The sequence below is a fragment of the Enterococcus hermanniensis genome (genome assembly GCF_001885945.1).
Classification (GTDB): domain Bacteria; phylum Bacillota; class Bacilli; order Lactobacillales; family Enterococcaceae; genus Enterococcus_A; species Enterococcus_A hermanniensis.
In genome coordinates this window covers 22,094-48,176 of sequence record NZ_JXKQ01000011.1, presented here as the reverse complement: position 1 = coordinate 48,176, position 26,083 = coordinate 22,094, and the positions used below count along the sequence as shown (strand labels likewise).

The 26,083-nt window shown below is 38.0% G+C and carries 25 protein-coding genes and 1 tRNA gene; 7 read left to right on the top strand and 19 right to left on the bottom strand.

Annotated features, from left to right (window positions below; all coding sequences use genetic code 11):
- Nucleotides 1–237: 237 nt before the first annotated feature.
- Complete coding sequence (locus tag RV04_RS10960; RefSeq protein WP_071858508.1) at nucleotides 238–1,719, top strand: AcpB/EbpR/MafR family transcriptional regulator; 1,482 nt, start codon at nucleotides 238–240, stop codon at nucleotides 1,717–1,719.
- Nucleotides 1,720–1,971: 252 nt separating this feature from the next.
- Here the strand turns inward: RV04_RS10960 and RV04_RS10955 are convergent, their stop codons facing one another.
- From RV04_RS10955 to RV04_RS10925, 7 genes are all read right to left on the bottom strand, one after another.
- Nucleotides 1,972–2,289 (bottom strand): DsrE family protein, encoded by a 318-nt coding sequence (locus RV04_RS10955; protein ID WP_071858507.1) that lies wholly within the window; start codon nucleotides 2,287–2,289, stop codon nucleotides 1,972–1,974.
- A 163-nt stretch (nucleotides 2,290–2,452) separates the two neighbouring features.
- A complete protein-coding gene (locus RV04_RS10950) occupies nucleotides 2,453–2,716 on the bottom strand; it encodes a type B 50S ribosomal protein L31 (RefSeq protein WP_071858506.1) in 264 nt (87 codons plus the stop codon).
- A 99-nt stretch (nucleotides 2,717–2,815) separates the two neighbouring features.
- The gene (gene rho / locus RV04_RS10945; RefSeq protein ID WP_071858505.1) at nucleotides 2,816–4,111 is read right to left on the bottom strand and encodes a transcription termination factor Rho; all 1,296 of its coding nucleotides are present in this window, start codon (nucleotides 4,109–4,111) and stop codon (nucleotides 2,816–2,818) included.
- Entirely contained in the window at nucleotides 4,112–5,383 is a 1,272-nt protein-coding gene (locus tag RV04_RS10940) for a UDP-N-acetylglucosamine 1-carboxyvinyltransferase (RefSeq protein ID WP_071858504.1), read from the bottom strand. It abuts the gene before it with no gap.
- Between the two features lie 253 nt (nucleotides 5,384–5,636).
- Nucleotides 5,637–6,506 carry a class II fructose-bisphosphate aldolase gene (locus RV04_RS10935; RefSeq protein WP_071858503.1) on the bottom strand — a complete coding sequence of 290 codons (870 nt, stop codon included), beginning with the start codon at nucleotides 6,504–6,506 and terminating at the stop codon, nucleotides 5,637–5,639.
- Between the two features lie 182 nt (nucleotides 6,507–6,688).
- Nucleotides 6,689–8,299 (bottom strand): CTP synthase, encoded by a 1,611-nt coding sequence (locus RV04_RS10930; RefSeq protein ID WP_071858502.1) that lies wholly within the window; start codon nucleotides 8,297–8,299, stop codon nucleotides 6,689–6,691.
- A gap of 189 nt (nucleotides 8,300–8,488) precedes the next feature.
- Complete coding sequence (locus RV04_RS10925) at nucleotides 8,489–8,938, bottom strand: YueI family protein (RefSeq protein WP_071858501.1); 450 nt, start codon at nucleotides 8,936–8,938, stop codon at nucleotides 8,489–8,491.
- Nucleotides 8,939–9,182: 244 nt separating this feature from the next.
- Here RV04_RS10925 and RV04_RS10920 point away from each other — a divergent pair, with 244 nt between their 5' ends.
- Nucleotides 9,183–10,808, top strand: coding sequence for a SulP family inorganic anion transporter (locus tag RV04_RS10920; RefSeq protein ID WP_211271197.1), 1,626 nt, complete (start codon nucleotides 9,183–9,185; stop codon nucleotides 10,806–10,808).
- A gap of 95 nt (nucleotides 10,809–10,903) precedes the next feature.
- Here RV04_RS10920 and eno read toward each other — a convergent pair whose 3' ends face one another.
- The 6 genes from eno to rpoN all read right to left on the bottom strand — a co-directional run bounded on the left by eno (nucleotide 10,904) and on the right by rpoN (nucleotide 18,012).
- On the bottom strand, nucleotides 10,904–12,217 hold the full coding sequence (eno, locus tag RV04_RS10915) for a phosphopyruvate hydratase (protein ID WP_071858500.1): 1,314 nt from the start codon (nucleotides 12,215–12,217) through the stop codon (nucleotides 10,904–10,906).
- Between the two features lie 109 nt (nucleotides 12,218–12,326).
- Complete coding sequence (tpiA, locus tag RV04_RS10910; RefSeq protein ID WP_071858499.1) at nucleotides 12,327–13,082, bottom strand: triose-phosphate isomerase; 756 nt, start codon at nucleotides 13,080–13,082, stop codon at nucleotides 12,327–12,329.
- A 32-nt stretch (nucleotides 13,083–13,114) separates the two neighbouring features.
- Nucleotides 13,115–14,305, bottom strand: a complete 1,191-nt coding sequence (locus RV04_RS10905) for a phosphoglycerate kinase (RefSeq protein WP_071858498.1) — start codon at nucleotides 14,303–14,305, stop codon at nucleotides 13,115–13,117.
- A gap of 151 nt (nucleotides 14,306–14,456) precedes the next feature.
- Nucleotides 14,457–15,458: a type I glyceraldehyde-3-phosphate dehydrogenase gene (gap, locus tag RV04_RS10900; RefSeq protein ID WP_071858497.1), complete on the bottom strand. Its 1,002-nt coding sequence runs from the start codon at nucleotides 15,456–15,458 to the stop codon at nucleotides 14,457–14,459.
- Between the two features lie 34 nt (nucleotides 15,459–15,492).
- Nucleotides 15,493–16,536, bottom strand: coding sequence for a sugar-binding transcriptional regulator (locus RV04_RS10895; protein ID WP_071858496.1), 1,044 nt, complete (start codon nucleotides 16,534–16,536; stop codon nucleotides 15,493–15,495).
- Nucleotides 16,537–16,710: 174 nt separating this feature from the next.
- Complete coding sequence (gene rpoN / locus RV04_RS10890) at nucleotides 16,711–18,012, bottom strand: RNA polymerase factor sigma-54 (RefSeq protein WP_071858495.1); 1,302 nt, start codon at nucleotides 18,010–18,012, stop codon at nucleotides 16,711–16,713.
- 52 nt (nucleotides 18,013–18,064) lie between these two features.
- Between rpoN and RV04_RS10885 the strand changes: the two genes are divergently transcribed.
- Nucleotides 18,065–18,136: transfer RNA gene (locus RV04_RS10885), tRNA-Arg, on the top strand.
- A 197-nt stretch (nucleotides 18,137–18,333) separates the two neighbouring features.
- On the opposite strand, the gene RV04_RS10880 is transcribed toward RV04_RS10885, so the two are convergent.
- Entirely contained in the window at nucleotides 18,334–19,176 is an 843-nt protein-coding gene (locus tag RV04_RS10880) for a patatin-like phospholipase family protein (protein ID WP_071858494.1), read from the bottom strand.
- A gap of 82 nt (nucleotides 19,177–19,258) precedes the next feature.
- Between RV04_RS10880 and RV04_RS10875 the strand changes: the two genes are divergently transcribed.
- Nucleotides 19,259–19,618, top strand: coding sequence for a MerR family transcriptional regulator (locus tag RV04_RS10875; RefSeq protein ID WP_071858493.1), 360 nt, complete (start codon nucleotides 19,259–19,261; stop codon nucleotides 19,616–19,618).
- 44 nt (nucleotides 19,619–19,662) lie between these two features.
- On the opposite strand, the gene RV04_RS10870 is transcribed toward RV04_RS10875, so the two are convergent.
- From RV04_RS10870 to RV04_RS10860, 3 genes are all read right to left on the bottom strand, one after another.
- Nucleotides 19,663–20,922, bottom strand: a complete 1,260-nt coding sequence (locus RV04_RS10870) for a cytochrome P450 (protein ID WP_071858492.1) — start codon at nucleotides 20,920–20,922, stop codon at nucleotides 19,663–19,665.
- Between the two features lie 128 nt (nucleotides 20,923–21,050).
- On the bottom strand, nucleotides 21,051–21,614 hold the full coding sequence (gene rpoE, locus RV04_RS10865; RefSeq protein WP_379952930.1) for a DNA-directed RNA polymerase subunit delta: 564 nt from the start codon (nucleotides 21,612–21,614) through the stop codon (nucleotides 21,051–21,053).
- Between the two features lie 118 nt (nucleotides 21,615–21,732).
- Complete coding sequence (locus tag RV04_RS10860) at nucleotides 21,733–22,167, bottom strand: YwiB family protein (RefSeq protein WP_071858490.1); 435 nt, start codon at nucleotides 22,165–22,167, stop codon at nucleotides 21,733–21,735.
- Nucleotides 22,168–22,309: 142 nt separating this feature from the next.
- Here RV04_RS10860 and RV04_RS10855 point away from each other — a divergent pair, with 142 nt between their 5' ends.
- Both RV04_RS10855 and RV04_RS10850 read left to right on the top strand, forming a co-directional pair.
- Nucleotides 22,310–23,119 carry a lipoate--protein ligase family protein gene (locus RV04_RS10855; RefSeq protein ID WP_071858489.1) on the top strand — a complete coding sequence of 270 codons (810 nt, stop codon included), beginning with the start codon at nucleotides 22,310–22,312 and terminating at the stop codon, nucleotides 23,117–23,119.
- Nucleotides 23,109–24,458: an HD domain-containing protein gene (locus RV04_RS10850; protein ID WP_071858488.1), complete on the top strand. Its 1,350-nt coding sequence runs from the start codon at nucleotides 23,109–23,111 to the stop codon at nucleotides 24,456–24,458. The genes RV04_RS10855 and RV04_RS10850 overlap by 11 nt, the downstream gene beginning before the upstream one ends.
- Before the next feature lie 19 nt (nucleotides 24,459–24,477).
- On the opposite strand, the gene RV04_RS10845 is transcribed toward RV04_RS10850, so the two are convergent.
- The gene (locus tag RV04_RS10845; RefSeq protein ID WP_071858487.1) at nucleotides 24,478–24,924 is read right to left on the bottom strand and encodes an NUDIX hydrolase; all 447 of its coding nucleotides are present in this window, start codon (nucleotides 24,922–24,924) and stop codon (nucleotides 24,478–24,480) included.
- Between the two features lie 138 nt (nucleotides 24,925–25,062).
- Between RV04_RS10845 and gloA the strand changes: the two genes are divergently transcribed.
- Nucleotides 25,063–25,431, top strand: coding sequence for a lactoylglutathione lyase (gene gloA, locus RV04_RS10840; RefSeq protein ID WP_071858486.1), 369 nt, complete (start codon nucleotides 25,063–25,065; stop codon nucleotides 25,429–25,431).
- Between the two features lie 15 nt (nucleotides 25,432–25,446).
- On the opposite strand, the gene RV04_RS10835 is transcribed toward gloA, so the two are convergent.
- On the bottom strand, nucleotides 25,447–26,082 hold the full coding sequence (locus RV04_RS10835) for a V-type ATP synthase subunit D (protein ID WP_071858485.1): 636 nt from the start codon (nucleotides 26,080–26,082) through the stop codon (nucleotides 25,447–25,449).
- Between the last annotated feature and the right edge of the window lies 1 nt (nucleotide 26,083).

Genomic DNA, 26,083 nt, shown 5'->3' with positions numbered 1-26,083 from the left:
TCTTTAAAATAGTATCATCTATTTATCTTTGAACCAAGAAATCCGTTTACCACCTTGATTTTCAATAGCTGAATTATCAACTAGACCAATTTTCATTATAATTCGTTTGGATAAATAAAGTTATTCAAATTTTTTTGTCTTTTTTTATTATTAAGTCATCAATTTAATAATCTACTCTATCTACTTTATTTTTTTTGCTTTATACTGAAATTAATAACTGAATAGAGGCGATTTATAATGAGAAACGCTTTATCTTCCACCACCAACCGACAAATCGATATTATTGAAATTCTTCGTGATGCTGATAATTTCGTTCCAATAAAAAAAATCACCGAAAAAATCGATGCTGTACCAAAAACAATTTTAACCAATTGTCATGAGATCAATACCCAGTGGGGAGAGATCGTTCACATTGACAAAAATGATTTGTCCGAGCTTCGATTATCTGAAAAAGATAACCGCTCTGTCCAAGAAATTTTCTCAAAGATGATCAAAGAAAGTCCGAGTTTTCAATTGCTTGAATTACTTTTTTTCAAACCGGGGAAACTACGTACCGACCTAGAAAAAGAATTATTTCTTAGCTCATCCAGTCTATATCGTCGCATAGTCCAACTAAATAAAGGCTTAGCAAAACGAGGTTTGACCGTTGATCGCACTGATTTATGTATTTCAGGAACAGATGAATTATATGTCCGGCTATTTATGACAGGGTATTTTTTAGAAGTTTACGAACCGCTTGAATGGCCTTTTCAATTACAAAAAGAACCACTTTACAAAGTCGCACACTTGCTCAATACTACTTTAAAATTAGATTTAACTGTTTACGAATTGACCAAACTAGTCTTTTTAATCGCTGTTACCCTAACTCGGTTAAATCAGGGCTATAGAACAGTCGCAAAGCCCCAAACAAAGCATTCCCACAAGGTGTTCACCACTTATCAAAAAGCACTCCAAGATTCAGTTGATTTGGTCGGACTTTGTTTAACTGCTGAAAAATTTATGGATTTATTTTATACGCTGTTTTGGCAACCATTCTTCGGCTGGAAGTCTTTAGAAGAAGAGTCCCACCTTACTTCGCTATGCGATGAACTATTAGACTTACTCACTGGCGTTTTAAAATTAACTTTTTCCAAAAAAAGTCGAGCCGCGTGCTTGAATGTCTTAAAAACTGTTTATACTAATTATAAGGTTTATCCCCATGAAAATTATATCGCTTATAATCGTGAATACTATAATAGTTTGACGATCCAAAAAGACTTTGCCATTTTTTCAAAGGTCTTAGAAAAAGCATTGCACGACTTCGAAAGAACTAGTTCAATTCCTTGGTATTCCATGTATTTCAATCATATCCTATTCGAATTTTTTATTAATTGGCAGCATCTCCCTGCGCAACTTGATGCGATGCGTCAAGCGGTTGTGACTGAAGTTTGTAGTGATCTAGGCATCAAGCATATTGGCTTACTCGCGTTTTATTTAGAAAAACAATTTCATGAAAAAGTTTCCCTGGTAGTCCGCCCTCAATTAAACTGTAAAGATTTTCCTTCAGATACCTTTACATCAGACCTATACATCACTAGTTTTCCAACTTGTGCGGTTCCAATCGAAAAACTTTTTGTTATAGCTGATATTCCTTCTAAGAAAGATCTAACTGCACTTGGTAAAAAAATTGATAACATTCGAAGGAATAAATTGATCAATGAATTAGCCTATTTAAATTAAGTAGAACGGCTAGTTCAACAATCAAAAATTTTCGACTCGCTTTTATTTTTTAGCAACTTTCACTAAAGTATTCTTTGCGCTGCTTCTTGTTGTTCTAGTCAAGCAAAACCCGAACTAAACACTCGAACTAAAATACACGGAACTAAAACTTGATGTATCACTTGATCCACCTATTAAAAAAAAGAACCTCTTGATCTACATTCTTAAAACAGCTGCTTTTGAGAAAGATCAGTGAGATTCTTTTTTTAATTTCTAAGGTTTGATGTAGGCATAGCCCTTTTCCTGTAATTCAATTAAATCGATCACACCAGCTGGTACGACTTCTACCCCCTGAGGTAAATCTGCTTTTTCTAAATGAAAAGCTTTCATGGCATTTTGGCATGCATGAAAAGAAACCTTAGGATATTGCAAAATAAAGTCGCGGGCCGCGTTTAATTGATAGCTTTGAATGCCACTGCCATTAACTACTAAAATAATTTCAGCATCTGGTTTTAGCTTTAGTAAATTTTTGATATTTTTACTAGCCTCTGACCATTTTTCTAACTCATCTACGTGAAAAACTACCTTCATTAAAATCCTCCTCCTTCTAGCTCAACTTACTTTATTGTAGCAATAATTTTAAATTATTTAAGATATTATGTCTTTTTAGACAACCAATCATAACCTAATAAAGCAAAAAAACAGACTATCCGTAATAGATAGTCTGCTAAACCTTGAGTTAACAATGTTTTGATTATTCTGCAGCGTTTTCGTCTTTGAGACCGTATTTTTTGTTGAAACGATCCACACGTCCATCTGCTTGAGTGAATTTTTGACGACCAGTGTAGAATGGATGAGAGTCTGAAGTAACTTCGACACGGATTACTGGGTAAGTATTTCCGTCTTCCCATTCAACTGTTTCTTGTGAAGATTTAGTAGAACCTGACAAGAATTTGAAACCTGTAGTTGAGTCCATAAATACTACTGGGTGATATTCTGGATGAATTCCTTGTTTCATAGTTTTTTTCGCTCCTTTGCCCTGAATCATTTGCTGGTTCAGAGTTATTTTTGCATTTCGCAACATGAATATACTATCATGAATAATTCAACAATGCAATTATCTTTTTTGATTTCGGCGAGGAGTTTTTCCGCCAAAAGAAACATCTTTAAATGCTTTGAAGACTTCTTCGTTATTCTTTGACTTTTTCAAGAAATTAATGAATTGGGACGTGTATTCCAGTGAATCACCAACCATATTATTACGGATCTTCCAAATTTCTTCTAGACGATTGGCTGGCATCAATAATTCTTCTTTACGTGTTCCAGATTTTTTAATGTCGATAGCTGGGAAGATCCGACGTTCAGCTAAGTCACGTGAAAGTTGCAACTCTAGGTTTCCGGTTCCTTTAAATTCTTCATAGATAACATCATCCATTCGACTACCGGTATCCACTAATGCTGTCGCTAAAATCGTCAAGCTACCGCCTTCTTCGATATTTCTAGCTGCACCAAAGAATTTTTTAGGTTTGTACAAAGCAGCTGGATCAATCCCGCCACTTAATGTCCGACCACTTGGTGGAACCACTAAATTATATGCTCGAGCTAAACGCGTGATACTATCCATCAAAATAACAACATCCCGTTTATCTTCTACTAGACGCATGGCACGTTCCAAGACTAACTCAGAGACACGCGTATGATTTTGTGGTTGTTGATCAAAGGTTGAGTAGACGACTTCACCTTTTACGCTACGTTCTAAGTCGGTTACTTCTTCTGGACGCTCATCGATCAATAGCACGATCAATTCGACGTCTGGATAATTATCTGTGATCCCATTTGCGATTTCTTTTAAGATCGTCGTTTTTCCTGCTTTAGGCGGTGCCACAATCAATCCTCGTTGACCAAAGCCGACTGGAGAAAAGATATCGATCATCCGAGTCGATAATCGGCCGGAAGTCGTTTCTAAAACCAATTGTTTTTCAGGATATAGAGCTGTCAAGGCTGGAAAATGTGGCCGTGCTTTTGCTTCTTCTGGATCCTTGCCATTCACACTTTCAACATGCATCAACCCATAATAACGTTCAGATTCTTTGGGTGGCCGTGCTTTTCCTGCAACTAAATCACCATTCCGTAAGCCAAAACGGCGGATTTGAGAAGACGAAATATAGATATCTTCGGCACTTGAACCATAATTGATTGGACGTAAGAAACCATAGCCATCTTGTCCTACGATGTCTAAGACGCCTTCCATATAAAAGAATCCTTGTTTTTCTGCTTGAGCACGAATCACAGCCAATGACAATTCTTTTTTATTCATTTGACTGTAATAAGGAATTTTAAAATCTTTTGCATATGCGTAGATTTCTTTTAGCGTCTTGTTTTCAAGTTCCGCCATTGTTAAATAATCGCTCATTTACTCTGCCTCTTCCTCATCGATCATTTCGATAGTTGCACCAAGAGCTGTTAATTTTTCAATAATATGATCATACCCACGTAAAATATATTCTACGTTATAGATCGTTGTTTTTCCGTCTGCCATCAACCCAGCAATCACAAGGCACGCACCTGCACGTAAATCAGAGGCAACCACTTCTGCACCGTGTAATTTGTTTGGACCATTCAGCACGATCATATTTCCTTCTACTCGAGCATCAGCTCCCATACGAACCAATTCAGGAATATGATTGACCCGTTTTGAATAGATCGTATCGATGATTTCTGCCGATCCTTGTGCTTTTAATAATAAAGGCGTCAAAGGTTGTTGCAAATCAGTCGCAAAGCCAGGATATGGTGATGTCTTCACATCGACCATTTTTAAATTTTTTGAGGGCAAGACTTCGATGCTATCTTCAGAAATATTCATCTCAACGCCGATTTCTTCTAATTTAGCAATAAAGCTTTCGATGTGTTCGTAGATCACGTTGTTTACCTTCACACCTTCACCCATTGCTGCGGCTAGCGCTAAGTACGTTCCTGCTTCGATACGGTCAGGAATGATAGAATGCACGCAGCCGTGTAATTCTTCGACCCCTTCGATTCTGATTTCATCCGTACCCGCTCCACGAATTTTTGCTCCCATGTTATTCAATAAAGTTGCGACATCAATAATTTCTGGTTCTTTTGCAGCATTTTCGATAATTGTTTTCCCTTTTGCTTTAACTGCCGCTAACATGACATTAATTGTCGCACCAATAGAGACTACATCCATAAAAATGCGGTCGCCTTTCATACCTTCTTCTTCTGTCCGTAAATAAATCACACCTAATTCGTTCGATACATCAACACCTAAACTCTCAAATCCTTTGATGTGTAGATCAATTGGACGAGGACCTAAGAAACAGCCTCCTGGCAAGCCGACGACTGCCTCGCCAAACTTACCGACCAATGATCCCATAAAATAATATGAAGCGCGTAAAGAATTGATTTTGCCACTAGGCATAGGAATGGATTTTACATTGGTTGGATCAATGACCATTCGATTGTTTGCAAAGGTAACTTCTGCGCCCATGATTTCTAAGATTTCAATCAATGAATGGACATCTTGAATGTCGGGAACTCCTTCTAACGTAACGGGAGAATCTGCCATGATTGCTGCTGGGATTAATGCGACTGCACTATTTTTAGCGCCGCTAATTGTGATATTACCTGATAATGGCTTTCCGCCATGAATTTCAATTTTTTTCATTTATATTCACCTAATTAATTATTTTTAAGTTGATAGACCATGAATTATTTTAGCATATTATGAACCGCATAAAAAGGAAGCATTCTCAAAACTCAGAAGATTATTAAATGAAAGGCTTTACAAAAACCTTTAAAAGATGAATATTTGAAAAAATATTTTAAATAACTCTACAAATGTTTAAACCCTTAATTTTTTCCATACAAAAAAAGATACATACCAAAAAATTGGCATGCATCTTCTTGATTCAAACAAATTAAGCTTTGTTTGCTGAACCGAACCAGTCGATATGTTCTTCAGCATCTCTAACGATTGCAGCAGCACCTGGTGCTAACAATTTACGAGGGTCAAAGCCTTTTCCTTCTTTATCTTTGCCAGCTTCGATATATTCACGAGTTGCTTGAGCAAATGATAATTGGAATTCAGTATTAACGTTAACTTTTGAAATACCCATTGAGATAGCTTTTTCGATTTGTTCTTGAGGAATACCAGAACCACCATGTAATACTAAAGGTACTTCAGAACCTACAGCATCAGCAATAGCTTGTAAGTGATCGAATGCTAAACCTTTCCAGTTTTCAGGGTATACGCCGTGGATATTACCAATACCACATGCTAAGTAGTCTAAACCTGTAGCTACCATTTGTTTACATTCTTCAACGTCAGCTAATTCACCAGCGCCGATGATTCCATCTTCTTCTCCGCCGATTGAACCAACTTCACATTCAACAGAGATACCTTTAGCGTGAGCTTTTTCAACTACGTCTTTAGCTAATTTCAAGTTTTCTTCGAATGGTAAGTGAGAACCATCGAACATGATTGAAGTATAGCCAACTTCGATACATTCTAAAGCAGCTTCATAGTCACCATGGTCTAAGTGGATTGCAACTGGTACAGTGATACCCATTGAATCAACTAGATCAGTGATTAAATCTTTTGCAAGTTTGTAACCACCCATGTATTTTGCAGCGCCCATTGAAGTTTGGATTAGAACTGGTGCTTTTTTAGCTTCTGCAGCTTTTAAAATTGATTGCGTCCATTCTAAGTTGTTTGTGTTGAATCCACCTACTGCATATCCGCCTTGACGTGCAGCTTTTAGAAATTCTGCTCCTGATACTACTGGCATAAAAAATTCCTCCTAAGGTTTTTTACTATTTGGTTAAGCCTCGCTTAACTAACGTGTTAATTCTAACAAATATTTGCTCTCTTTGCTACTCCCAACTATCCGATAAAACCTTTACATTTCAACTTTTTTTCTTTTCTTACAAAAAAAAACTGAAAGGATTCAAATCCTTTCAGTCTTTTTTACTATTTTGCTTCTTTACTTTCTAATGATGCACCGACAAAAGCTTTAATTAATGGTTGAGGGCGGTTTGGACGAGAAATCAATTCTGGGTGGAATTGACAACCCACAAAGAATTTATTTTCAGGAATTTCAACGATCTCAACTAAACGGTTATCTGGTGATACACCAGAGAAGACCAAGCCTTTTTCTTCAAACATTTCACGGTATTGATTGTTAAATTCAAAACGGTGACGATGACGTTCTTGGATGACTTCTTCATTATTGTAGGCAGCGGCTGTTTTCGTACCTTTTTTCAATTTACATGGGTATAAACCTAAACGTAATGTTCCACCAAGATTTTCTACATTTTCTTGGTCAGCCATTAAATCGATGATATTGTTTTTTACGCCAGGAACAGTTTCTGCTGAATGAGCATCTTCAAGACCAGCAACGTTACGACCAAATTCGACACAGGCCATTTGCATACCTAGACAAATCCCTAAGAATGGCACATCGTTTTCACGAGCAAAACGAATGGCTTCGATTTTTCCTTCGATCCCGCGATCACCAAATCCACCTGGTACTAAGATACCATCCGCACTTGCTAATTTTTCTGCTACATTTTCACGCGTAACATCTTCTGATTTGACCCAATCGATTTCGATATCTGAATCAAAAGCAAAACCAGAATGTTTCAACGCTTCAACAACAGAGATATAAGCATCTGGCAATTCAACGTATTTACCAACTAAAGCAATCTTAACTTTCTTCTTAAGATTCAAGACTTTTTCTTCCAATGCACGCCATTCTGTCATATCTGCTTCTGGTGCATCGATTTTCAAATGCTCACAAACAATACGATCCATTCCTTGTGCTTGTAGTGCCAATGGAATAGAGTACAATGTTTCAACGTCGCGTGATTCAATCACTGCTTCTGGTTCAACATCACAAAATTGCGCTAATTTATTTTTTGTTCCTTGAGAAACAGGTTGCTCTGTACGAACAACTAAAATATTTGGTTGGATCCCTAAACCACGTAACTCTTTTACACTGTGTTGTGTTGGTTTAGTTTTCATTTCGCCAGCAGCTTTCAAGAATGGAATCAATGTTGTATGGATATACATCACATTGTCTGCTCCAACTTCTGCTTTCATTTGACGTAAAGCTTCTAAGAATGGTAGAGATTCGATATCCCCAACCGTACCACCAACTTCGGTAATGATCACATCTGAATCAGTCATCTTCGCTGCACGCATGATTTTTGATTTGATCTCGTTAGTAATATGAGGAATAACTTGAACTGTTGCTCCTAGGTATTCGCCTTTACGCTCTTTGCGAATAACTTCTGAATAGATTTTTCCTGTCGTTACGTTGGAGTATTGGTTTAAGTTGATATCGATAAAACGTTCATAGTGACCCAAGTCTAAGTCCGTTTCAGCACCATCATCTGTTACAAAAACTTCTCCATGTTGGTAAGGACTCATCGTACCTGGATCGACATTGATGTAAGGATCGAATTTTTGGATAGTAACTTTCAATCCTCTGTTTTTAAGCAAACGTCCAAGTGAAGCTGCCACGATCCCTTTCCCGATTGATGAAACTACGCCGCCAGTTACAAAAATATACTTTGTCATAAATGATAAAACTCCTTCATACTAATTTGCAGGAAACGTCTAGAAAAAACAAATAAAGCTCCCTATCCAATTTGAATAGGGAGCTATGAATTCACTAAACACTTGACCCTTACTAAAAGGGTGCCCAAGCAGTATAATACCCACACTTTCAGAAAATGTCAACAAAAATTATCTACAGCTTACTTTTATTTAATCAAATAATCGGCTAAAGAAGCTTTTTTTCTCTTTAGGTTTTTCCTCTGTCGTTGTTGTATCAGCTGGATATTTTTCTTCGATATCGATAATTTCTTCATTCACCGCATGATCAGTGACCAACAAGGCTCCGATGCTGTCTTCGTCTTCGACAGTAGCATCATTAACGATTGTAAAATCGACTGCGTTTTTAGAAGCTAGCTTGATAAACGCTTGTTGCACCTTTTCCGGTACTTCTCCATTGATCAATAACTTGCCTTCTGGATATTTTTTTATTTCCATTAACAAATGCTCGCAATCTGTTTGATTGCTCATTTCTCGTACCGTCATACTCACAAGACATCGTTCACGAAATGTGCCTAAATATTTTCTTTGCTCATCGGGATTGATTTTAGGAGAACCATATCTTCCTTTATCTAAATGCTGTTGCAATTCATCCTTTGCCAAACAATCACTTCCTTAAATTGAATTTATTGTTTTAAGTATATCAAAAGAAACCAAAAAATGCTGAATCCTTGCTGAATTACATGCGCACTTCTTAACAAACAAGAAAGAGTCTCCTAAGAATCCTAAAAAAACCATTGTGCTTTTATTTCTCCTATTTTATAGTTAAAAATGGTTTTTAAAAATTTGAAAATTAGTTCAAAGTCCGTTTTAGGCGGACTTTTGTCGTGTTTTCAACAAGGAGTGTATGATAATCAAACGTTACAAAAATTTGTTGCAACAAGAGTTTTCACATTATTCTCTAGACAAACTCAAGAAAGATCTATTAGCGGGGCTAACAGTTGCGGCTGTCGCTTTGCCACTAGCTTTGGCCTTCGGTGTTTCTAGCGGAGCGGATGCCGCAGCTGGAATGGTTACTGCAATCATTGCGGGAGTCGTGATTGGTAGTTTTTCTGGTGGTTTCTATCAGATATCTGGCCCAACCGGTGCCATGGCAGCCGTCTTAATGGGGATCATTGCTACTCAGGGCCTTGAGGGTGTTTTAGTCGCCACATTTATTGCGGGTATTTTTTTACTACTTGCAGGTATTTTTAAATTGGGTAGCCTAACCTCGTTTATTCCTTCACCAGTTATTACTGGTTTTACTTCAGGAATTGCCATTATTATTGCTTTAGGCCAAATTGATAACTTTTTTGGAACTACTTCGACTGGTGATTCAGCGATCAAAAAGCTGATCAGTTATTCTTCACTAGGTTTTTCACCTGATATTCCCACTGTTTTACTAGGTCTGATTGTTTTATTGATTTTGATTTTTTATCCTAAAAAATGGAATCAAGTCTTGCCAGGTTCATTAGTAGTGATCATCTTGGCTACATTTGTTACCGTCTTCTTCAAGTTACCCGTTGCAAAAATCGGAACGATCCCAACTTCACTATTAACCGGTACACACTTGAAACTTTCCCAATTAAATCTTCCGATGATTCGCTCATTAATTGTTCCCGCAATTAGCATTGCCATGCTAGGAATGATCGAAAGTTTACTCTGCGGCGCTTCGGCTGGAAGAATGACTGGAAAGGATTTGGACAGTAATCAAGAATTAGTTGCTCAAGGTATTGGAAACATCATCTTACCTTTCTTTGGCGGAATCCCTGCTACAGCTGCGATTGCTCGGACAAGTGTCGCGATCAAATCTGGTGCCCAAACACGTTTGACCGGAATCTTCCATGCATTGTTCTTATTCCTATCTATGTTGATCTTTGCACCGATTATGTCACAGATTCCAATGGCGGCTTTAGCTGGTGTTTTGATGATCACCAGTTGGCGGATGCATGAATGGACTACAATCAAAAATATGATTACTCAAAAGAAACGCACAGCCGTAATTTTATTTTTTGTAACGATGTTATGTACGATTATTTTTGATTTAAGTATTGCTATTGTTGTTGGTATCATCTGCGGATGTATTTTCTTTATTGCCAAAAGTGCACGGATTTCAATCACAACGGAAGAAATTGATTGGGAACGCATGGCCTTACCAAATTCGAATGCTGGTTCTGATTGGGCTGTCATGTATATTACCGGACCGCTGTTCTTCATGTCTGCGAGCCAGTTGAAAAAAGAATTAGATCAAGTCATCAATAAAGAAGGTTTGATTTTCTCTTTACGCGGCGTCCCTAGCATTGATTTAACGGCCTTAGATATCTTTGCTGACTATTTCTCTGTAGCAGCTTTGAATAACCAGCAATTAGTCTTTACTTCAATGCAACCAGAAGTAGCAAAACAATTCCAACAACTATGGGACAAACAAAAACACCAATCTCCAAAACAACACCCTACCGTGGCGCATGCCTTACAAGCGATGCACCAACTATAAAAATTAAGACCGTAAGAATAAATATTCTTACGGCTTTTTTATGTATAGAAAAAGAGCTATGAGGAATATCCTCACAGCTCTTTTTGTTTTGCTAATTATTTAGCGATGAATGGGTTGTTTTTTAAGTTGTAGAAAGATTTGATACCTTTGTATTCTGCAACATCACCCAATTGGTCTTCGATACGTAATAATTGATTGTATTTAGCAATACGGTCAGTACGTGAAAGAGAACCAGTTTTGATTTGACCAGCATTAGTTGCAACAGAGATGTCAGCGATTGTTGAATCTTCTGTTTCACCTGAACGGTGAGATACAACTGCAGTGTAGCCAGCTTCTTTAGCCATTTCAATAGCTTCAAAAGTTTCTGTTAAAGTACCGATTTGGTTAACTTTGATAAGGATTGAGTTATCAACGCCCATTTCAATACCTTTAGATAATTTTTGAGTGTTTGTAACGAATAAATCGTCACCAACTAATTGAACTTTATCACCTAAAGCTTCAGTTAATTTTTTAGTACCTTCCCAGTCGTTTTCGTCTAAGCCGTCTTCGATTGAGATGATTGGGTATTTAGCAACTAATTCTTCGTAGAATGCGATCATTTCTTCAGTTGTTTTTTCGCCTTCGCCTGAATCAGCTAAAACGTAAACACCTTTTTCTTTGTCGTAGAATTCTGAAGAAGCAGCATCCATAGCAAGAACGATGTCTTTACCAGGTACATAGCCAGCTTTTTCGATAGCTTCGATGATTACTTCGAAACCTTCTTCGTTAGAACCAAGGTTAGGAGCGAATCCACCTTCGTCACCAACTGAAGTAGCTAAACCTTTTGATTTTAAGATTGAAGCTAAAGCGTGGAATACTTCTGCACCATAACGTAAAGCTTCTTTGAATGTAGGAGCGCCAACTGGCATGATCATAAATTCTTGGAAGTCGATTGAGTTATCAGCATGTGATCCACCGTTGATGATGTTCATCATAGGAGTAGGCAATACTTTAGTGTTGAATCCGCCAAGGTAGTTGTACAATGGGATTTCTAAGAAGTCAGCAGCTGCACGGGCAACGGCAATAGAAACACCAAGAATAGCGTTCGCACCTAATTTACCTTTGTTAGGAGTGCCATCTAATTCGATCATTGCAGAATCGATAGCAGCTTGGTCGCGTACATCGTAGCCAATGATTGCTTCTGCAATAACGTTATTTACGTTATCAACAGCTTTAGTAACACCTTTTCCACCGTAGCGAGCTTTGTCGCCATCACGTAATTCAACGGCTTCGTATTCACCAGTTGAAGCACCTGAAGGAACCATACCGCGGCCGAATGCGCCGTCTTCTGTATAAACTTCTACTTCGATTGTTGGGTTACCACGTGAGTCTAGGACTTCGCGAGCATAAACGTCTGAGATAATTGACATGTTTTGTCTCTCCTTTGAGTTTTGTTTTTTTATAGGGGATTAGCCCTTATAACCATATATTAGTGAAAATCACGAGTAGTTGCAAATAAAAACTGTAATTTTCTGAAAATTATTTAGCGCCTTCTAATAAAGCTAAGAATGAATCTGCTTTCAAGCTAGCTCCACCAACTAAAGCACCATCAACATTTTCTTTAGCCATGTATTCAGTGATGTTTTCTGGTTTAACAGAACCACCGTATTGGATACGAACAGCTTCAGAAACTTCTTTACCATAGATACCTTCAACTGTTGAACGAACAACGCCACAGATTTCGTCAGCGATTTGAGCGTCAGCAGATTTACCAGTACCAATAGCCCAGATTGGTTCATAAGCAATAACCATGCTTGAAACTTGTTCAGCAGAAAGATCAGCTAAACCAGCTTTGATTTGTCCTTCGATCCATTCAGCTGTTTTTCCAGCTTCATATGTTTCTAAAGATTCACCACAGCAAAGGATTGGTAACATACCATTTGCAAAGATAGCTTTGGCTTTTTTGTTGATTTCTTCGTCAGTTTCGTGGAAGTATTCACGGCGTTCTGAATGACCAATGATTACATATTCCACACCAAGATCAGCTAAAGCAGCAGGTGAAGTTTCACCAGTGAAAGCTCCAGCATTTTCCCAGTAACAGTTTTGAGCAGAGATTTTTAATTCTGTGCCTTTAGCTGCTTCAACTAATTCTTGCAAGAATAAAGCTGGTGATCCAATAACTGAATCCACTTTATCGTTTGCAGGAATGTTGTTTTTTACTGCTTCTGCAAAATCTTTTGCTTCTGAAGCAGTTAAGTTCATTTTCCAGTTACCAGCAATGATAGGTTTACGCATTTAAAAAAACTCCTTTTTTGGTAGTAAGGTTTTTATTTGTCGTTGATTGCTGCAAGACCAGGTAATTCTTTACCTTCTAATAATTCAAGACTTGCACCGCCACCAGTTGAAATGTGAGTGAATTTGTCAGCAAAGCCAAGTTGTTCAGCTGCAGCTGCAGAATCCCCACCACCGATGATAGTAGTTGCGCCTTCTAAGTTTGCGATTGCTTCACAAACACCAATTGTTCCACGAGCAAAGTTGCTCATTTCAAACACACCCATAGGTCCGTTCCATACAACTGTTTTAGCGCCTTTTAATGTTTCAGAGAATAAAGCGATTGATTCTGGTCCAATGTCAAGACCCATTTGTCCTGCTGGAACATCACCTGTATGTTCTTCAGTTGGAACATCGTTTGAGAATTCAGCCGCTGTGATTGAGTCAACTGGTAAAACTAATTTGTCGCCAGCTGCTTCGATCAATTCTTTTGCTAATTCGATTTTATCAGCTTCTACTAATGAGTTACCGATTTCCATGCCTTTAGCTTTGTAGAATGTATAAGTCATTCCGCCACCGATCAAGATTTTGTCAGCTTTAGGAATCAAGTTTTTAATTACGCCGATTTTGTCAGAAACTTTAGCGCCACCTAGGATTGCAACCATAGGGCGTTTAGGTTCTTCAACAGCTTCGCCGATGAATTTGATTTCTTTTTCCATTAAGAATCCAGCAACAGTTGGAATTCCAGTAGAAGCGATACCTACGTTTGAAGCGTGCGCACGGTGAGCAGTACCAAATGCATCATTGACGAACACGTCGCCTAATGAAGCCCAGTATTTACCAAGTTCAGCGTCATTGCCGCTTTCTTTTTTGCCGTCGATGTCTTCGAAACGAGTGTTTTCAAATACAACTACGTCGCCGTCTTTCATGTCTGCGATTGCTGCTTCTAATTCAGAGCCACGAGTTTCAGGTACAAATGTAACATTTTTACCTAATAATTCGCTTAAGCGAACAGCTACAGGTTTTAATGATTTACCGGCTTTATCTTCTTCTGTTTTTACACGACCAAGGTGAGAGAACAGAATAGCTTTGCCGCCTTGTTCTAAAATGTAGTTGATTGTTGGTAACGCCGCTTTAATACGCGTGTCATCAGTAATCACGCCATCTTTAACAGGAACGTTGAAGTCCACACGAACTAAAACTTTCTTGTCTTTCAAGTCAAGATCTTTAACTGTCATTTTTGCCATGAAAGAAAACCTCCAAGTATGATTTTTAAATCTTTTTTTATTATACAACTCTTTCTATTAAAAGAGCCAATGATAGACTTACGAAAAAAACGGAGAAGCGCGTCGCTCCCCCGCCTTTTTCAGACACTATCGTTCTATTTTAAAATAAATCTTAAAGTTTAGCGAAGTATTCTAAAGTACGAACTAATTGTGAAGTATAAGACATTTCGTTGTCGTACCAAGCAACAGTTTTAACTAATTGTTGGTCGCCGACTGTCATAACTTTTGTTAAAGTTTCGTCGAATAATGAACCATAGTTCATACCTACGATATCAGAAGAAACGATTTCGTCAGTATTGTAACCGAATGATTCGTTAGATGCAGCTTTCATAGCAGCATTTACTTCGTCAACAGTAACTTTTTTGTTAAGAACAGTAACTAATTCAGTTAATGAACCAGTTGCAACAGGAACACGTTGAGCAGCTCCGTCTAATTTACCGTTTAAGTCAGGGATAACTAGACCGATTGCTTTAGCAGCACCAGTTGAGTTAGGCACGATGTTTGCAGCAGCAGCACGCGCACGACGGAAGTCGCCTTTAGGGTGAGGTCCATCAAGAGTCATTTGGTCACCAGTGTAAGCGTGGATAGTTGTCATTAATCCTTCAACAACACCAAATTCGTCATTTAAAGTTTTAGCCATAGGAGCTAAACAGTTAGTAGTACATGAAGCACCAGAGATAACTGTTTCTTCACCAGTTAAAGTTTCATGGTTAGTGTTATAAACGATTGTTGGAACATCGTTACCACCAGGAGCTGAGATAACTACACGTTTCGCACCAGCTGTTAAATGTTTTTCAGCAGCTGTTTTAGAAGTAAAGAATCCAGTACATTCTAAAACGATATCTACTCCTAGGTCTCCCCAAGGTAATTCTTCAGGGTTGCGGTTAGCAAGAACTTTTACTTCTTTGCCGTTCACGTTGAATGAACCTTCGTGAACTTCAACAGTTCCGTTAAAGCGACCTTGAGTTGTATCATATTTTAACAAGTGAGCCAACATTTTAGCGTCTGTTAAGTCATTGATAGCTACAACTTCTAATCCTTCTACATCTTGGATACGGCGGAATGCTAAGCGTCCAATACGTCCAAATCCGTTAATTCCAACTTTTACTGTCATTTAAGATTTCCTCCTCATGGAATCAAAAAAATATTTATTTTAAAGGGGTATTCCCTTTTAAAATCTCATTTGCAGCAGCTTCATCTGTAATGAGCCACGTTTGTTTTGGAGCATTCTTCATATACGCGGTGATGGCTTTCACTTTACTTCTGCCACCTGCCACGGCTAGAATCATAGGCATCTTTTGGATATCTTCTAGAGATAGCCCGATACGTGGTACTTTATGAACGATTGCTCCATTTTCGTCAAAAAAGTAACCAAATGACTCAGCGACAGCATTTTTTTGTTTCAAACGAATAATCTCATCTTCTGACATTTTTCGTCTTGCTGCCATGTGTAATGCACGACCGATACTGTGAACAACACAGTTGGCTTCTTTAATCATTGCTAGAACACTTTTAATTGCAGGCTCTTTAAGCAATGTGTGGTACGCCTCTTCACTTAATTGTTCCGGTACATATAAAGCACGATGCTCACCATGAGCGTTTGCAGCCATCAATGCACTAACGGAATTAGCTTGGATCGCAACTGCTTCTCCAATACCGCCTCTTGCTGGAACGAAAAGATTATGACGTTTTGCTGTTTCTAATGGACTGACGTGTCTGGCGACTTCTGCCATCGTTGTACCGCCCATTACTGCGATAATGTTTCGGCCATCCGGTAATTCTCGTCGTAAAGCTTCCTCGACTAAAACACCAAATTCACTAATCACTTTCTCTTGTTCGTCGCTGTTACCAGAAACGATTAAACAACGATCAATCCCAAAAAGTGAGGCTAGTTGTTTTTCAAGCTGATCCATGCCGGTAAATTGCTCTAATACGACTTCAAGCCGTTGCAATAAACCTTCGCCTTTTTCAGTAAGTAACATACCACTCTTTGTTGTATCAATCAAATGTTGTTCTCTGAGAAAATCTGTTTCACTTCGCAAGACTCGTTCAGTTAGACCTAATGAATCTGCTAAGTTTCTGCGACCGATTGGCTGCATCCAAAAAATATTCTGCATAATGCGAAATCTTTTTTTTACAACCTCTAACACATCAGGGGCGATTGCTTCAAGTACTCTTAATTCACTTAACAAAGGAATTCCTCCGTTGGACTTAAGTAGTCCCTCATAGACTTTTAGCGACCCATGAACTTTAAAAAAATTGCAAGAAGCCCAAAACATTCATTTGAATTTCCGAATTTCTTACATGACAAAGTGTACCAGTTTTATTCATTTCTTGCAAGGAAAAAGCCAAGAAATATTCTTGGCCTAATCAAAACGTTTTCTTTTCGATGAACTTGGTATTTTCAAGGCATCACGATATTTTGCGACCGTTCTTCTTGAAATTTTTTGTTCTTTTTCGGCGAGCATTTCGACGATTTTTTGATCCGATAACGGTTTGTTTTTGTCTTCTTCTTCAACAAAAGTAGCAATCAATTTTTTTACTTCGTCTGCCGAAGTATCTTCATCATTGACCTTATTGACAAAAAAACGCCGTAATTCAAAGACACCGAAATCCGTTTCAATGTATTTGCCGTTAACAGCTCGACTGATTGTTGATTCATGAACCGATAATTGTTTCGCAATGTCTTTTAGCATCAAAGGTTTCAGTGCCCCTTGCTTTGTTTCAAAAAAATGAGCTTGTTGCTGAACAATGATTTTACCTACTTCTAAAATCGTATCTTTACGTTGCCCAATTGTTTTATTCAACCACTCAAACTGTTGCAGTTTTTCTTTCAAATAGACTTTCGTCTCTTCATCTGCTTGTTGTTTTAGCCGATTGAAATAATTTTCTTGAAAGTTCAATCGAAGCTGTCCACGTTTGTTGGATAAAACAACCAATTCACCCGCTCTACGAACCAATGTCAAATCAGGAATAATAAAATTAGAATCTTGGCTGCCAAAACCAGCCCCTGGAAAAGGATTCAAACTTTGGATATAATCCATGATTTGTTGGACTTGCGAGAGTGAGAGTTGATATTTTTTTGCGATGATTTCAAATTTTCTTTTGGCAATCTCATCAAAAGATTCTTCCAAAATAAGATAAGCTAAATTAGGTGCATAGTCATCTTGCTCCGTTTGAAGCATCAAACATTCCTGTAAATTCCTCGCCCCTACTCCCGGCGGATCCAATTGTTGTAAAAGGGTCAATGCATCTAAAAATTGAAGCGTTGTTGCATTGATTTCAGCTTTAAAATTTTCTTCGTCTACTTTTAGATATCCATTTATGTCGATATTTTCTACCAAAGCCAACATAATCTCACGAATAAACGTATCGCGATAGTTCAAATTTATTTGATGAATCAAGTGTTCAAAGAGAGAGACAGGATGATCGGCGATTTGGATAAATGATTCTTCTTTGATACCTCCGCTATGCATTTGCATCAAATCACTCTGCATTTTAGGCGCAACGATATCGAATAATGGATTCTCTAACGAAATCGTTTCAACATAGTCTTGCAATTCCTCAGTATTGAATTGAAGAATTTGAATAGCTTGTTGTAATTCTTGAGTCATCGCTAATTTCTGTGTTTGCTGCTGCTTTTGCGAGTATCCTTGCTGAAACTTCATATACTTTCCCCTTGTTTTTTTTTATTTATATGCTAAACTAATATTCGTGCTCGCGCCCTTAGTGTAGTGGATATCACGTAAGATTCCGGTTCTTGAGACGGGGGTTCGATTCCCTCAGGGCGCATATTTTAAACCATCTCTCAATTGAGAGATGGTTTTTTTGTGAGTTAACGAGTATCGCTACATTACTTATAGCATTCATTATACTTTTTTATGTATGACTTCGCAATTCTAGTAAAAACTAATTTAACCCCAAAATAGTTATTCTTTATAAAAAAAGCGTGCGCAAAAAATTGATGCGCACACTTTTTCTTTTTTTAATTAACTTTCGAGTAATCGCTGGATTTTCACTGCCAACTCTTTGCCTTGCTCATAACCTGCTTGAGCAATTTTGGCACAATTAGAAGCATCATAGATATTAGTTCCAATCTCGGAACGACTTCGTTCATCTGGGATGATCAATTCTGCGATTGCCTGTTGACACAATTGATCGACTTCTTCGGCTGGACTGGGAATTGCTCCATTTTTTTGGGGTAATGGAGCAAAAACTAATACTACGTCTACGCCTTGCATATGGTAGGCATTGGTCGACGAAACCATTCCGCCATCAATCCAATCATTATCTAAAAATTGTACATGAGGCCAAACACCAGGAACAGCTCCGCTAGCCGCGACCCCCTCAATCAATGACATGCCACTATGATCATCAAAGAAATGAATCTTTCCTGTATCGGCATTAATTGCACTGATTTCCAAATTTGATGCCCATTCAGTTGTGACTAATCTATTTTTGACTATTGATAAACGTTCTTCCATCCTAGTCAACGCTGGATAGTCTTCTATGATTTGACCGAATAATCTACCAACTGCCTGCCGATCCTTTCCGCCTAAACGAAATGCTTGAATCCATAAGTTCGCTACTTCAGGTCTCACTTTTGCAAACTCATTAAAAGCGGCAGGATTTTTAAATTTCTCCATATAATCGTTCATATTGAAACCACTTGCTAACGCAGCTCCTACAAACGATCCAGCGGAAGTGCCAAGAATTTTATCCGCATCTTTAAGATCAATGCCTTGACTGAATAAGCCACTGATAATCCCTGTTTCCCAAGCGATACCCGTAATCCCGCCACCGCCCAAAACAATACCTAAATTTTTACTCATATTTTTTTGCTCCTTTTCTTTTTTATTCCACGTAGTATAAACTATGAACTATAGTTCAAGGCAAATCAAAGAGGTGCTTTTTATGAAAATCAGTGACTTAGCAAAAAAGACTCAATTACCGATCTCGACCATTCGATTTTACGAGCGCAGAGGCTTACTCTCATCCGATTATTTTACGCGTGACAAAAACGGCTACCGAAATTATGACTCCTCCGCAGTCCAGCAGTTAAAATTTATTTCCCTTCTACTTAGCAATGGCTTTTCGATTACAGAGTTGCTAAAGATCAACGAAAAATTCGGTGACTCTCGAACGATCGAAGAAAATATTCAATTATTGGAAGGCAAGTTGATGGAAACCAAAGCGAAACAAAAAGAATTAGCAGAAACCGAAAAAATTTTAAACCAGATGCTTTCAAATAAAAAACAGCAGCTACATAAATAAAAAGAGCGGCAACAGATCGTTATTCTCATCTGCTGCCACTCCTTTTATTTCTTATAAAGTTTTGCTTTGCTGTTTGGATAAGTCGGGAATTGATTCATCGGGATCGTCCAATCTTGTTCTGGAACCGAAAATTCATACTTATTCACTAACTGGTCTGAAAAGACTCGTAAGGCATGCAAAGTGATCCATTCGCCAGCACAACGATGCATCGCTTCGAACTGCCCACCACCTTGTGCGATCATTTCATATTCTTCATCATAGGAAATCTGTTTTTCTTTTCCTACATACCGTGAGATGCGAAAAACGTCTGGCGTTTCAACCGTTCGCGCATCATGGTTTGTTCCATAAAGATCTAAAACGACCCAACTATCTTCAGGGATCAGGTACCCATCGATTGTGACATCTTTTTTAGCAAATGCTGGTATCATTGGGAAAAATGGGTAATACCGACGCATTTCTTGAATAAACGAATCTTGTAATGTATCAAATTCTGCCTGCAATCGTTGATAAATATCCGGACGGCTAAATAAGGCATGACCCATCAATGCGATCCAGACAGTCAGCGCGACTGTTGGTCGAATAATATTCAATAATTCGACTGCAGCAACCTCGATTGGCAACAGCTCCCCCTTAGTATCCTTCGCATTAGCAAACGCATAAAGGGCCACATTTTCTTTGCCAGCAACCGGATTGATTCGTGCTTCTTCAATCAATGATTGCGCCCATTTTTCTGATTTTTTACGATTTTCTATTCCTTTGATATGAGTTGTCGGATTAGTAACAGCAGAACTAATCATCGAAATTTGATATTCTGCTACTTGATTGGTCTCTCGTTCACTCATCTTAGTCAAATCAATACCCGACCACTCGCAAATCGAGCGGAACAACACATCTTTTGCTAGATCGAATAATTCAAATTCACCTTGCAGATGCGCCATTTTTTCTGTAAGTGTCCGGTCAACAATCCGATGATAGTCTTCCATCCGCTTCGGCGTCATTAGATCCATAAACACTTTTTTTCGTTGACTATGTTCCTTTTCATCTAATGTTTGAACGCCCTCTTCTCCAAATAGCGTTTTTAATACTAGCTTTGGCATCGCGCCTTTGCGTCTGAAATTTGCAGGATCATAAAATGTCTGTGCCGCATCTTTCCCGTAAACTGCAATGACTTCTTTGTTCAGTAAACGAGCTTTTACTACTGGTGCATCCGCTTCTTTACGTAATTCAGTTAAAAGTAGATATCCTTCATCCAAACGCTCACTGATATCTGTCAATTTGATTTTTATTTCAGGGACTTTTTCCATAATGACCACCTTTCATTCACTTCGCTTATTTTAATAGTATCGTTTTTTTAATAAAAGAACAAAAGGTAGCCCTTACAAAAAAAGTTAGAGCTACTCTTAAACACAAAAAAAAGAATAGATCAAATGATCTACTCTCCTTCGTCTTCTTCATCGTCGTCAAATTCATCATCGTCGTCGATCACGCTTAAGTCATCTTCGATTCCGCCAGGAACAACTTCTTCGTCATCCTCATTTGTATCGGCGCCAATTTCGTGAAGATCTGTATTGTATGCTGCGATTTCATCATCGTCATCATCATCATCATCGTCGATGTCATCGTCATCGTCGTCTGCCAATAGATCCGCATCTTCTGGATCGTCATCGTTGTAATCGATGGCATCGTCATCGCCATTGATAAAGGCATTGACTTTTTTACGTTTTTTACGACGTGGTTTGTCTTCTTCTTCATCTTCTAAGCCATGGTTTACTTCTTCATCGATTGAGTCAATTGCGTACCATGAACGTAATCCCCAGCGATTATCGCCTAGAGAAATAAAACTTCCATCAATATTCAAATCGGTATAAAACTGTGCTAATGCATCACGAATCTCACTGTCTGATTTGCCAAGATAGTTTTGGATTTGATTGACTAAATCAGAAAAATCCATTACATCTGCGCGTTCTTCCAGAATTGCGTGTGCCACTTCAATCATTGATAATTCATCCTTGTTTAAACCATCAAAAATACTAAGTTTCAAGTATGACACGTCCTTTCAAAGTCTACTCCTTATCATACAAAATCAAAAGCTAAAAAGCAAATCTTTATTCTACTTAAGTCGTAAATTCTAAAACTAACTGATAATCGCCGATTTTTTCTTCTTTCATATACAAGGCATAGTCGATGTTGATCACGCCTGAAAACGGCCGATCCTTCAGTGTCACATGAAGATTTTGTGCATACGTAGAAATGATAAACATTCCATACGGTGTTTTATAATTGGTCTCCATTTTTTCACGGTAAGCAAAGCGCATCCGCATTCTAGACTCACCTACACGAATCAATTGAACTTGTGAATCGGGGGTGACTTTAACTGTTACCGGTACTTCTTGACCATCAGGTTGAACTTCTTTGTAACGAATGTACAAGGTATCTCCCATTTGAACGACTTGACCAGGAAGATCAAACACGAAATTTTCAGTCTCATTATTTTGCGTGACTTTCGTTTGTACTTTAATTTTTGCCGGAATTCCATCTTTAATATTCACAGAGCTTCCACTCCTTCCAGTCTTTATTTTTCATACTTTTCATTCTTTTGTCAACTACTTCTGCTTTTTGAGCGGCTTAGTTATCTCATTGATCTTTTTTTGTTTATAATAGAAAGGAATTAGAAAGTGAGAGGGTGCTTGAATGAACACAGCTTTATTATTTGATCAGAAAATGATTGCTGAGCAGGACTTATATAATCCATTTGCCCTAACGGATGTTTTAACCGAATATAGCGGTGATCATAATCAACCTATTATTCATTTTTGGCAATTACCAGATACCTTGATTTTGGGAATGAAAGACAGCCGAGTAACTTATTTTGCCGAAGCTTTAGAGACTGTTCAACAACAAAACTATCGCTTATTATTAAGGAATGCCGGTGGTCTAGGTGTTATCAATGATAGTGGCATTCTGAACGTCTCATTGATTTTACCAAAAAATACAACCGCTGAACTATCCATTGATGATGGGTATCAAGCGATGGTAGACTGGTTGAAAAAAACAAGCTTTGGCCAATTCAACATCACAGTTGGGGAAATAGCTGATTCTTATTGTCCAGGCAAATTCGATCTTTCAATCAACGGTAAAAAAATTGCAGGCATTGCTCAACGACGGGTCAAAGAAGGTGTTGCGATCATGATGTATCTCAGTGTGACTGGGGATCAAAAAACACGTGGTGAGATCGTTCGTTCTTTTTATCAAAGTGGACTAAAAGAACGATTCGGGCAAGATTATCCACCCGTCCATCCTGACAGCATGACAACTCTGGCTGACGTAGCTTCCTTTTCAGTAACTATCGAATCCGTCAAAAAAGAATTATTACAAGTCATGCCTTACCAAGAAGAAACCGATTCATTATCTATATTTTATCAACTAGAAGAATACCAACGACGCATAGAAAACATGAAACAACGCAACTTGGCTATTCAGGAGGTGCTCCATGAGTTATAAATATCAAATGCTGCCATTGGAAAAGGTCTTTCGTGATCCTGTCCATAACTATATCCACGTTCAACATCAAGTCATTTTAGATTTGATTAATTCAAAAGAAGTCCAACGCCTACGTCGTGTTAAACAGTTAGGAACGACTTCTTACACGTTTCACGGAGCTGAGCATAGTCGCTTTTCTCATTCATTAGGTGTTTATGAGATCACCCGTAGAATTTGTGATATCTTCAAGCGAAATTATTCCCAAGAAAAATTAGGGAAAGACGGTTGGGATGACTCACATCGTTTGGTGGCATTGTGTGCCGCATTATTGCACGATGTCGGTCATGGCCCTTATTCACATACCTTTGAACATATTTTCCATACAGATCATGAGGCTTTGACTGTTGCGATCATTACCTCGCCAGAAACCGAAGTTTTTCAAATTTTAAACAATGTTGAAGAAGGTTTTCCCGAAAAAGTGGCCAGTGTTATCACCAAAACGTATCCAAATCCTCAAGTCGTTCAAATGATTTCTAGCCAGATCGATGCTGACCGGATGGATTATTTATTACGAGACGCGTATTTCACTGGAACTGAATATGGAACGTTTGATTTAACGCGTATCTTACGAGTCATTCGTCCTTATGAAGGTGGGATTGCGTTTGCGATGAACGGCATGCATGCTGTGGAAGATTACATCGTCAGTCGTTACCAAATGTATGTCCAAGTTTATTTCCATCCTGTGTCTCGCAGCATGGAAGTCCTTTTAGAACATCTTTTAGATCGTGCTCATGAATTATACCAAGAAGATACCGAGCTTTTCTCGCTCCATTCACAATTATTGATTCCTTTTTTGAAGGAAGACTTCTCATTAGGAGATTATTTAAAATTAGACGATGGTGTATTGAACACTTACTTCTCACAATGGATTGATGAACAAGATTTGATTTTAAGTGATTTAGCATCACGGTTCTTAAATCGTAAACCTTTGAAATCCATTCTTGTCGATTCTAGTGAGAATCCGTTGTTGATCAAATTAAAATCATTAGTTGAAAAAGCGGGATTCAATCCTCGTTATTATACAGCAATCAATTCAAGTTATGATTTACCTTATGACCTTTATCACCCTGAAAAAGGCAGCCATCGAACACAGATCGAGCTCATGCAAAAAGACGGTACATTGATTGAACTCTCCAAGGCAAGTCAATTGGTTGCTGCTTTAACTGGCCAAGGGCAAGGCGATATCCGCTTTTATTATCCAAAAGAAATGACACAGCAAAATGGTTTGAATTCCGATCTCTTTGAAGATTATTATCAAACTTTTGCTAAGCATGTCCGCAATGGTGAATTAATTGAATAAAATAAAAAACCTTTCTAATTTATTTAGAGAGGTTTTTGGCTGTCCATTCTTTTACGGCCCATCTATGACTACCGCGTTTTAATAATACAATTGCTTCTTCTGGAGATACCCAACTTCTTTGGTTTCCTTCTTCTAACGGTTCCGAAACTTTAGTCCAGCTTTTGGTCGCATAGAAATAGCCTGGATTATAAAAATACGTATCCCGATGGCGTGAATAAAAATATTCGTCCGCTTGCCCTAAGTACTCAGCTAATACCACTTCAAAACCTAATTCTTCAAGCATTTCTCGCTCAATGGCTTCTTCTTTCGTTTCTATTCCCTCGATCTCTCCTCCGGGTAAGAAATAGGCACCATTAGGAGCTTGTACTAATGCAATTTGCTGCGCATCGTTTATTAAAATTGCATAAGCGGCATAACGTGCTTGATAATTTTTTCCAGTTTCTTTTGTGCCAAATACTTGGATCATTGGTAACCTCCTACAAAATATATTTATACGTTAGTTTACATTAAAAAAAACTCATAAACAACCACTGAGCATAAAAGCTTAGAAATAATTTTTTTATGATATGATACCTATAGTACATTTAGGAAGGATGATTCAGAAATGAAAATGGCTCACACTTGTGTCCGAGTAAAAGATTTAGACACGTCAGTAAAATTTTATCAAGAAGCTTTTGATTTTGAAGAATCACGTCGTCGTGATTTCCCCGATTCAAAATTCACGTTAGTTTATTTAACCTTACCTGGTGATGGCTATGAATTAGAGCTTACTTATAATTATGATCATGCAGCTTACGATTTAGGTGATGGCTATGGTCATATTGCGATCAAAGCAGAAAATCTTGAAACCCTTCAGGAACAACACAAAGCAAAAGGTTTCACAGTAACTGACTTGAAAGGTCTACCAGGAACAGATCCTTCATATTACTTTATTACCGATCCAGATGGTTACAAAATCGAAGTTATCCGCTAAAAAAACATGGGGCTACTATAAAGTAGTTCCCATGTTTTTTACTTTGATCATTCGTATTACTTCTGCTCGCTCATTTTCTTCTAATTTCATTTGAATAAAATAAATCGTTTCTTCTAGTTGGGGAATCGTTAGATATTCTAAGGCATTGACTCTTCGGCGAGTTTTTTCGATTTCTTTTGCCATTAGCTGACACGTTTTTTCGATTTCCGTAAGTTTTAATAACTTTGGTAAAACTTCAGTAAACTTTTGGATGCTTTGATCTAACTCATCATTAGAATTCAGAAAACCATATTCTAATGGCCCATCAGCTAATGCGCGTTCGTAATTAAAATGCATGATGGGGACTTTTACACTTAGGATATCTTGTTCGACCACATCGAGAGTCACCCGTTCTTTCGGAACAGCAACCAATTCCTCGATATATTTATCACTTAATAATGCGTCCGCCATTGAAAAATTTTGCATTGCTTGCTGCAAAGCCCCTTCTACCTCAGTTCGCAGCTGATTATTTTTTTTGATCAGTTGAATAAAACGGCGCATAAGTTCATCTTGTTTATCTTTTAAGAGTTTATGACCTCGACTGGCTGTATTTAACTGCTTTTTTAGCCGGGTAAGCTCCATTCTCGTTGGATTAACATTCAATTTCACCATA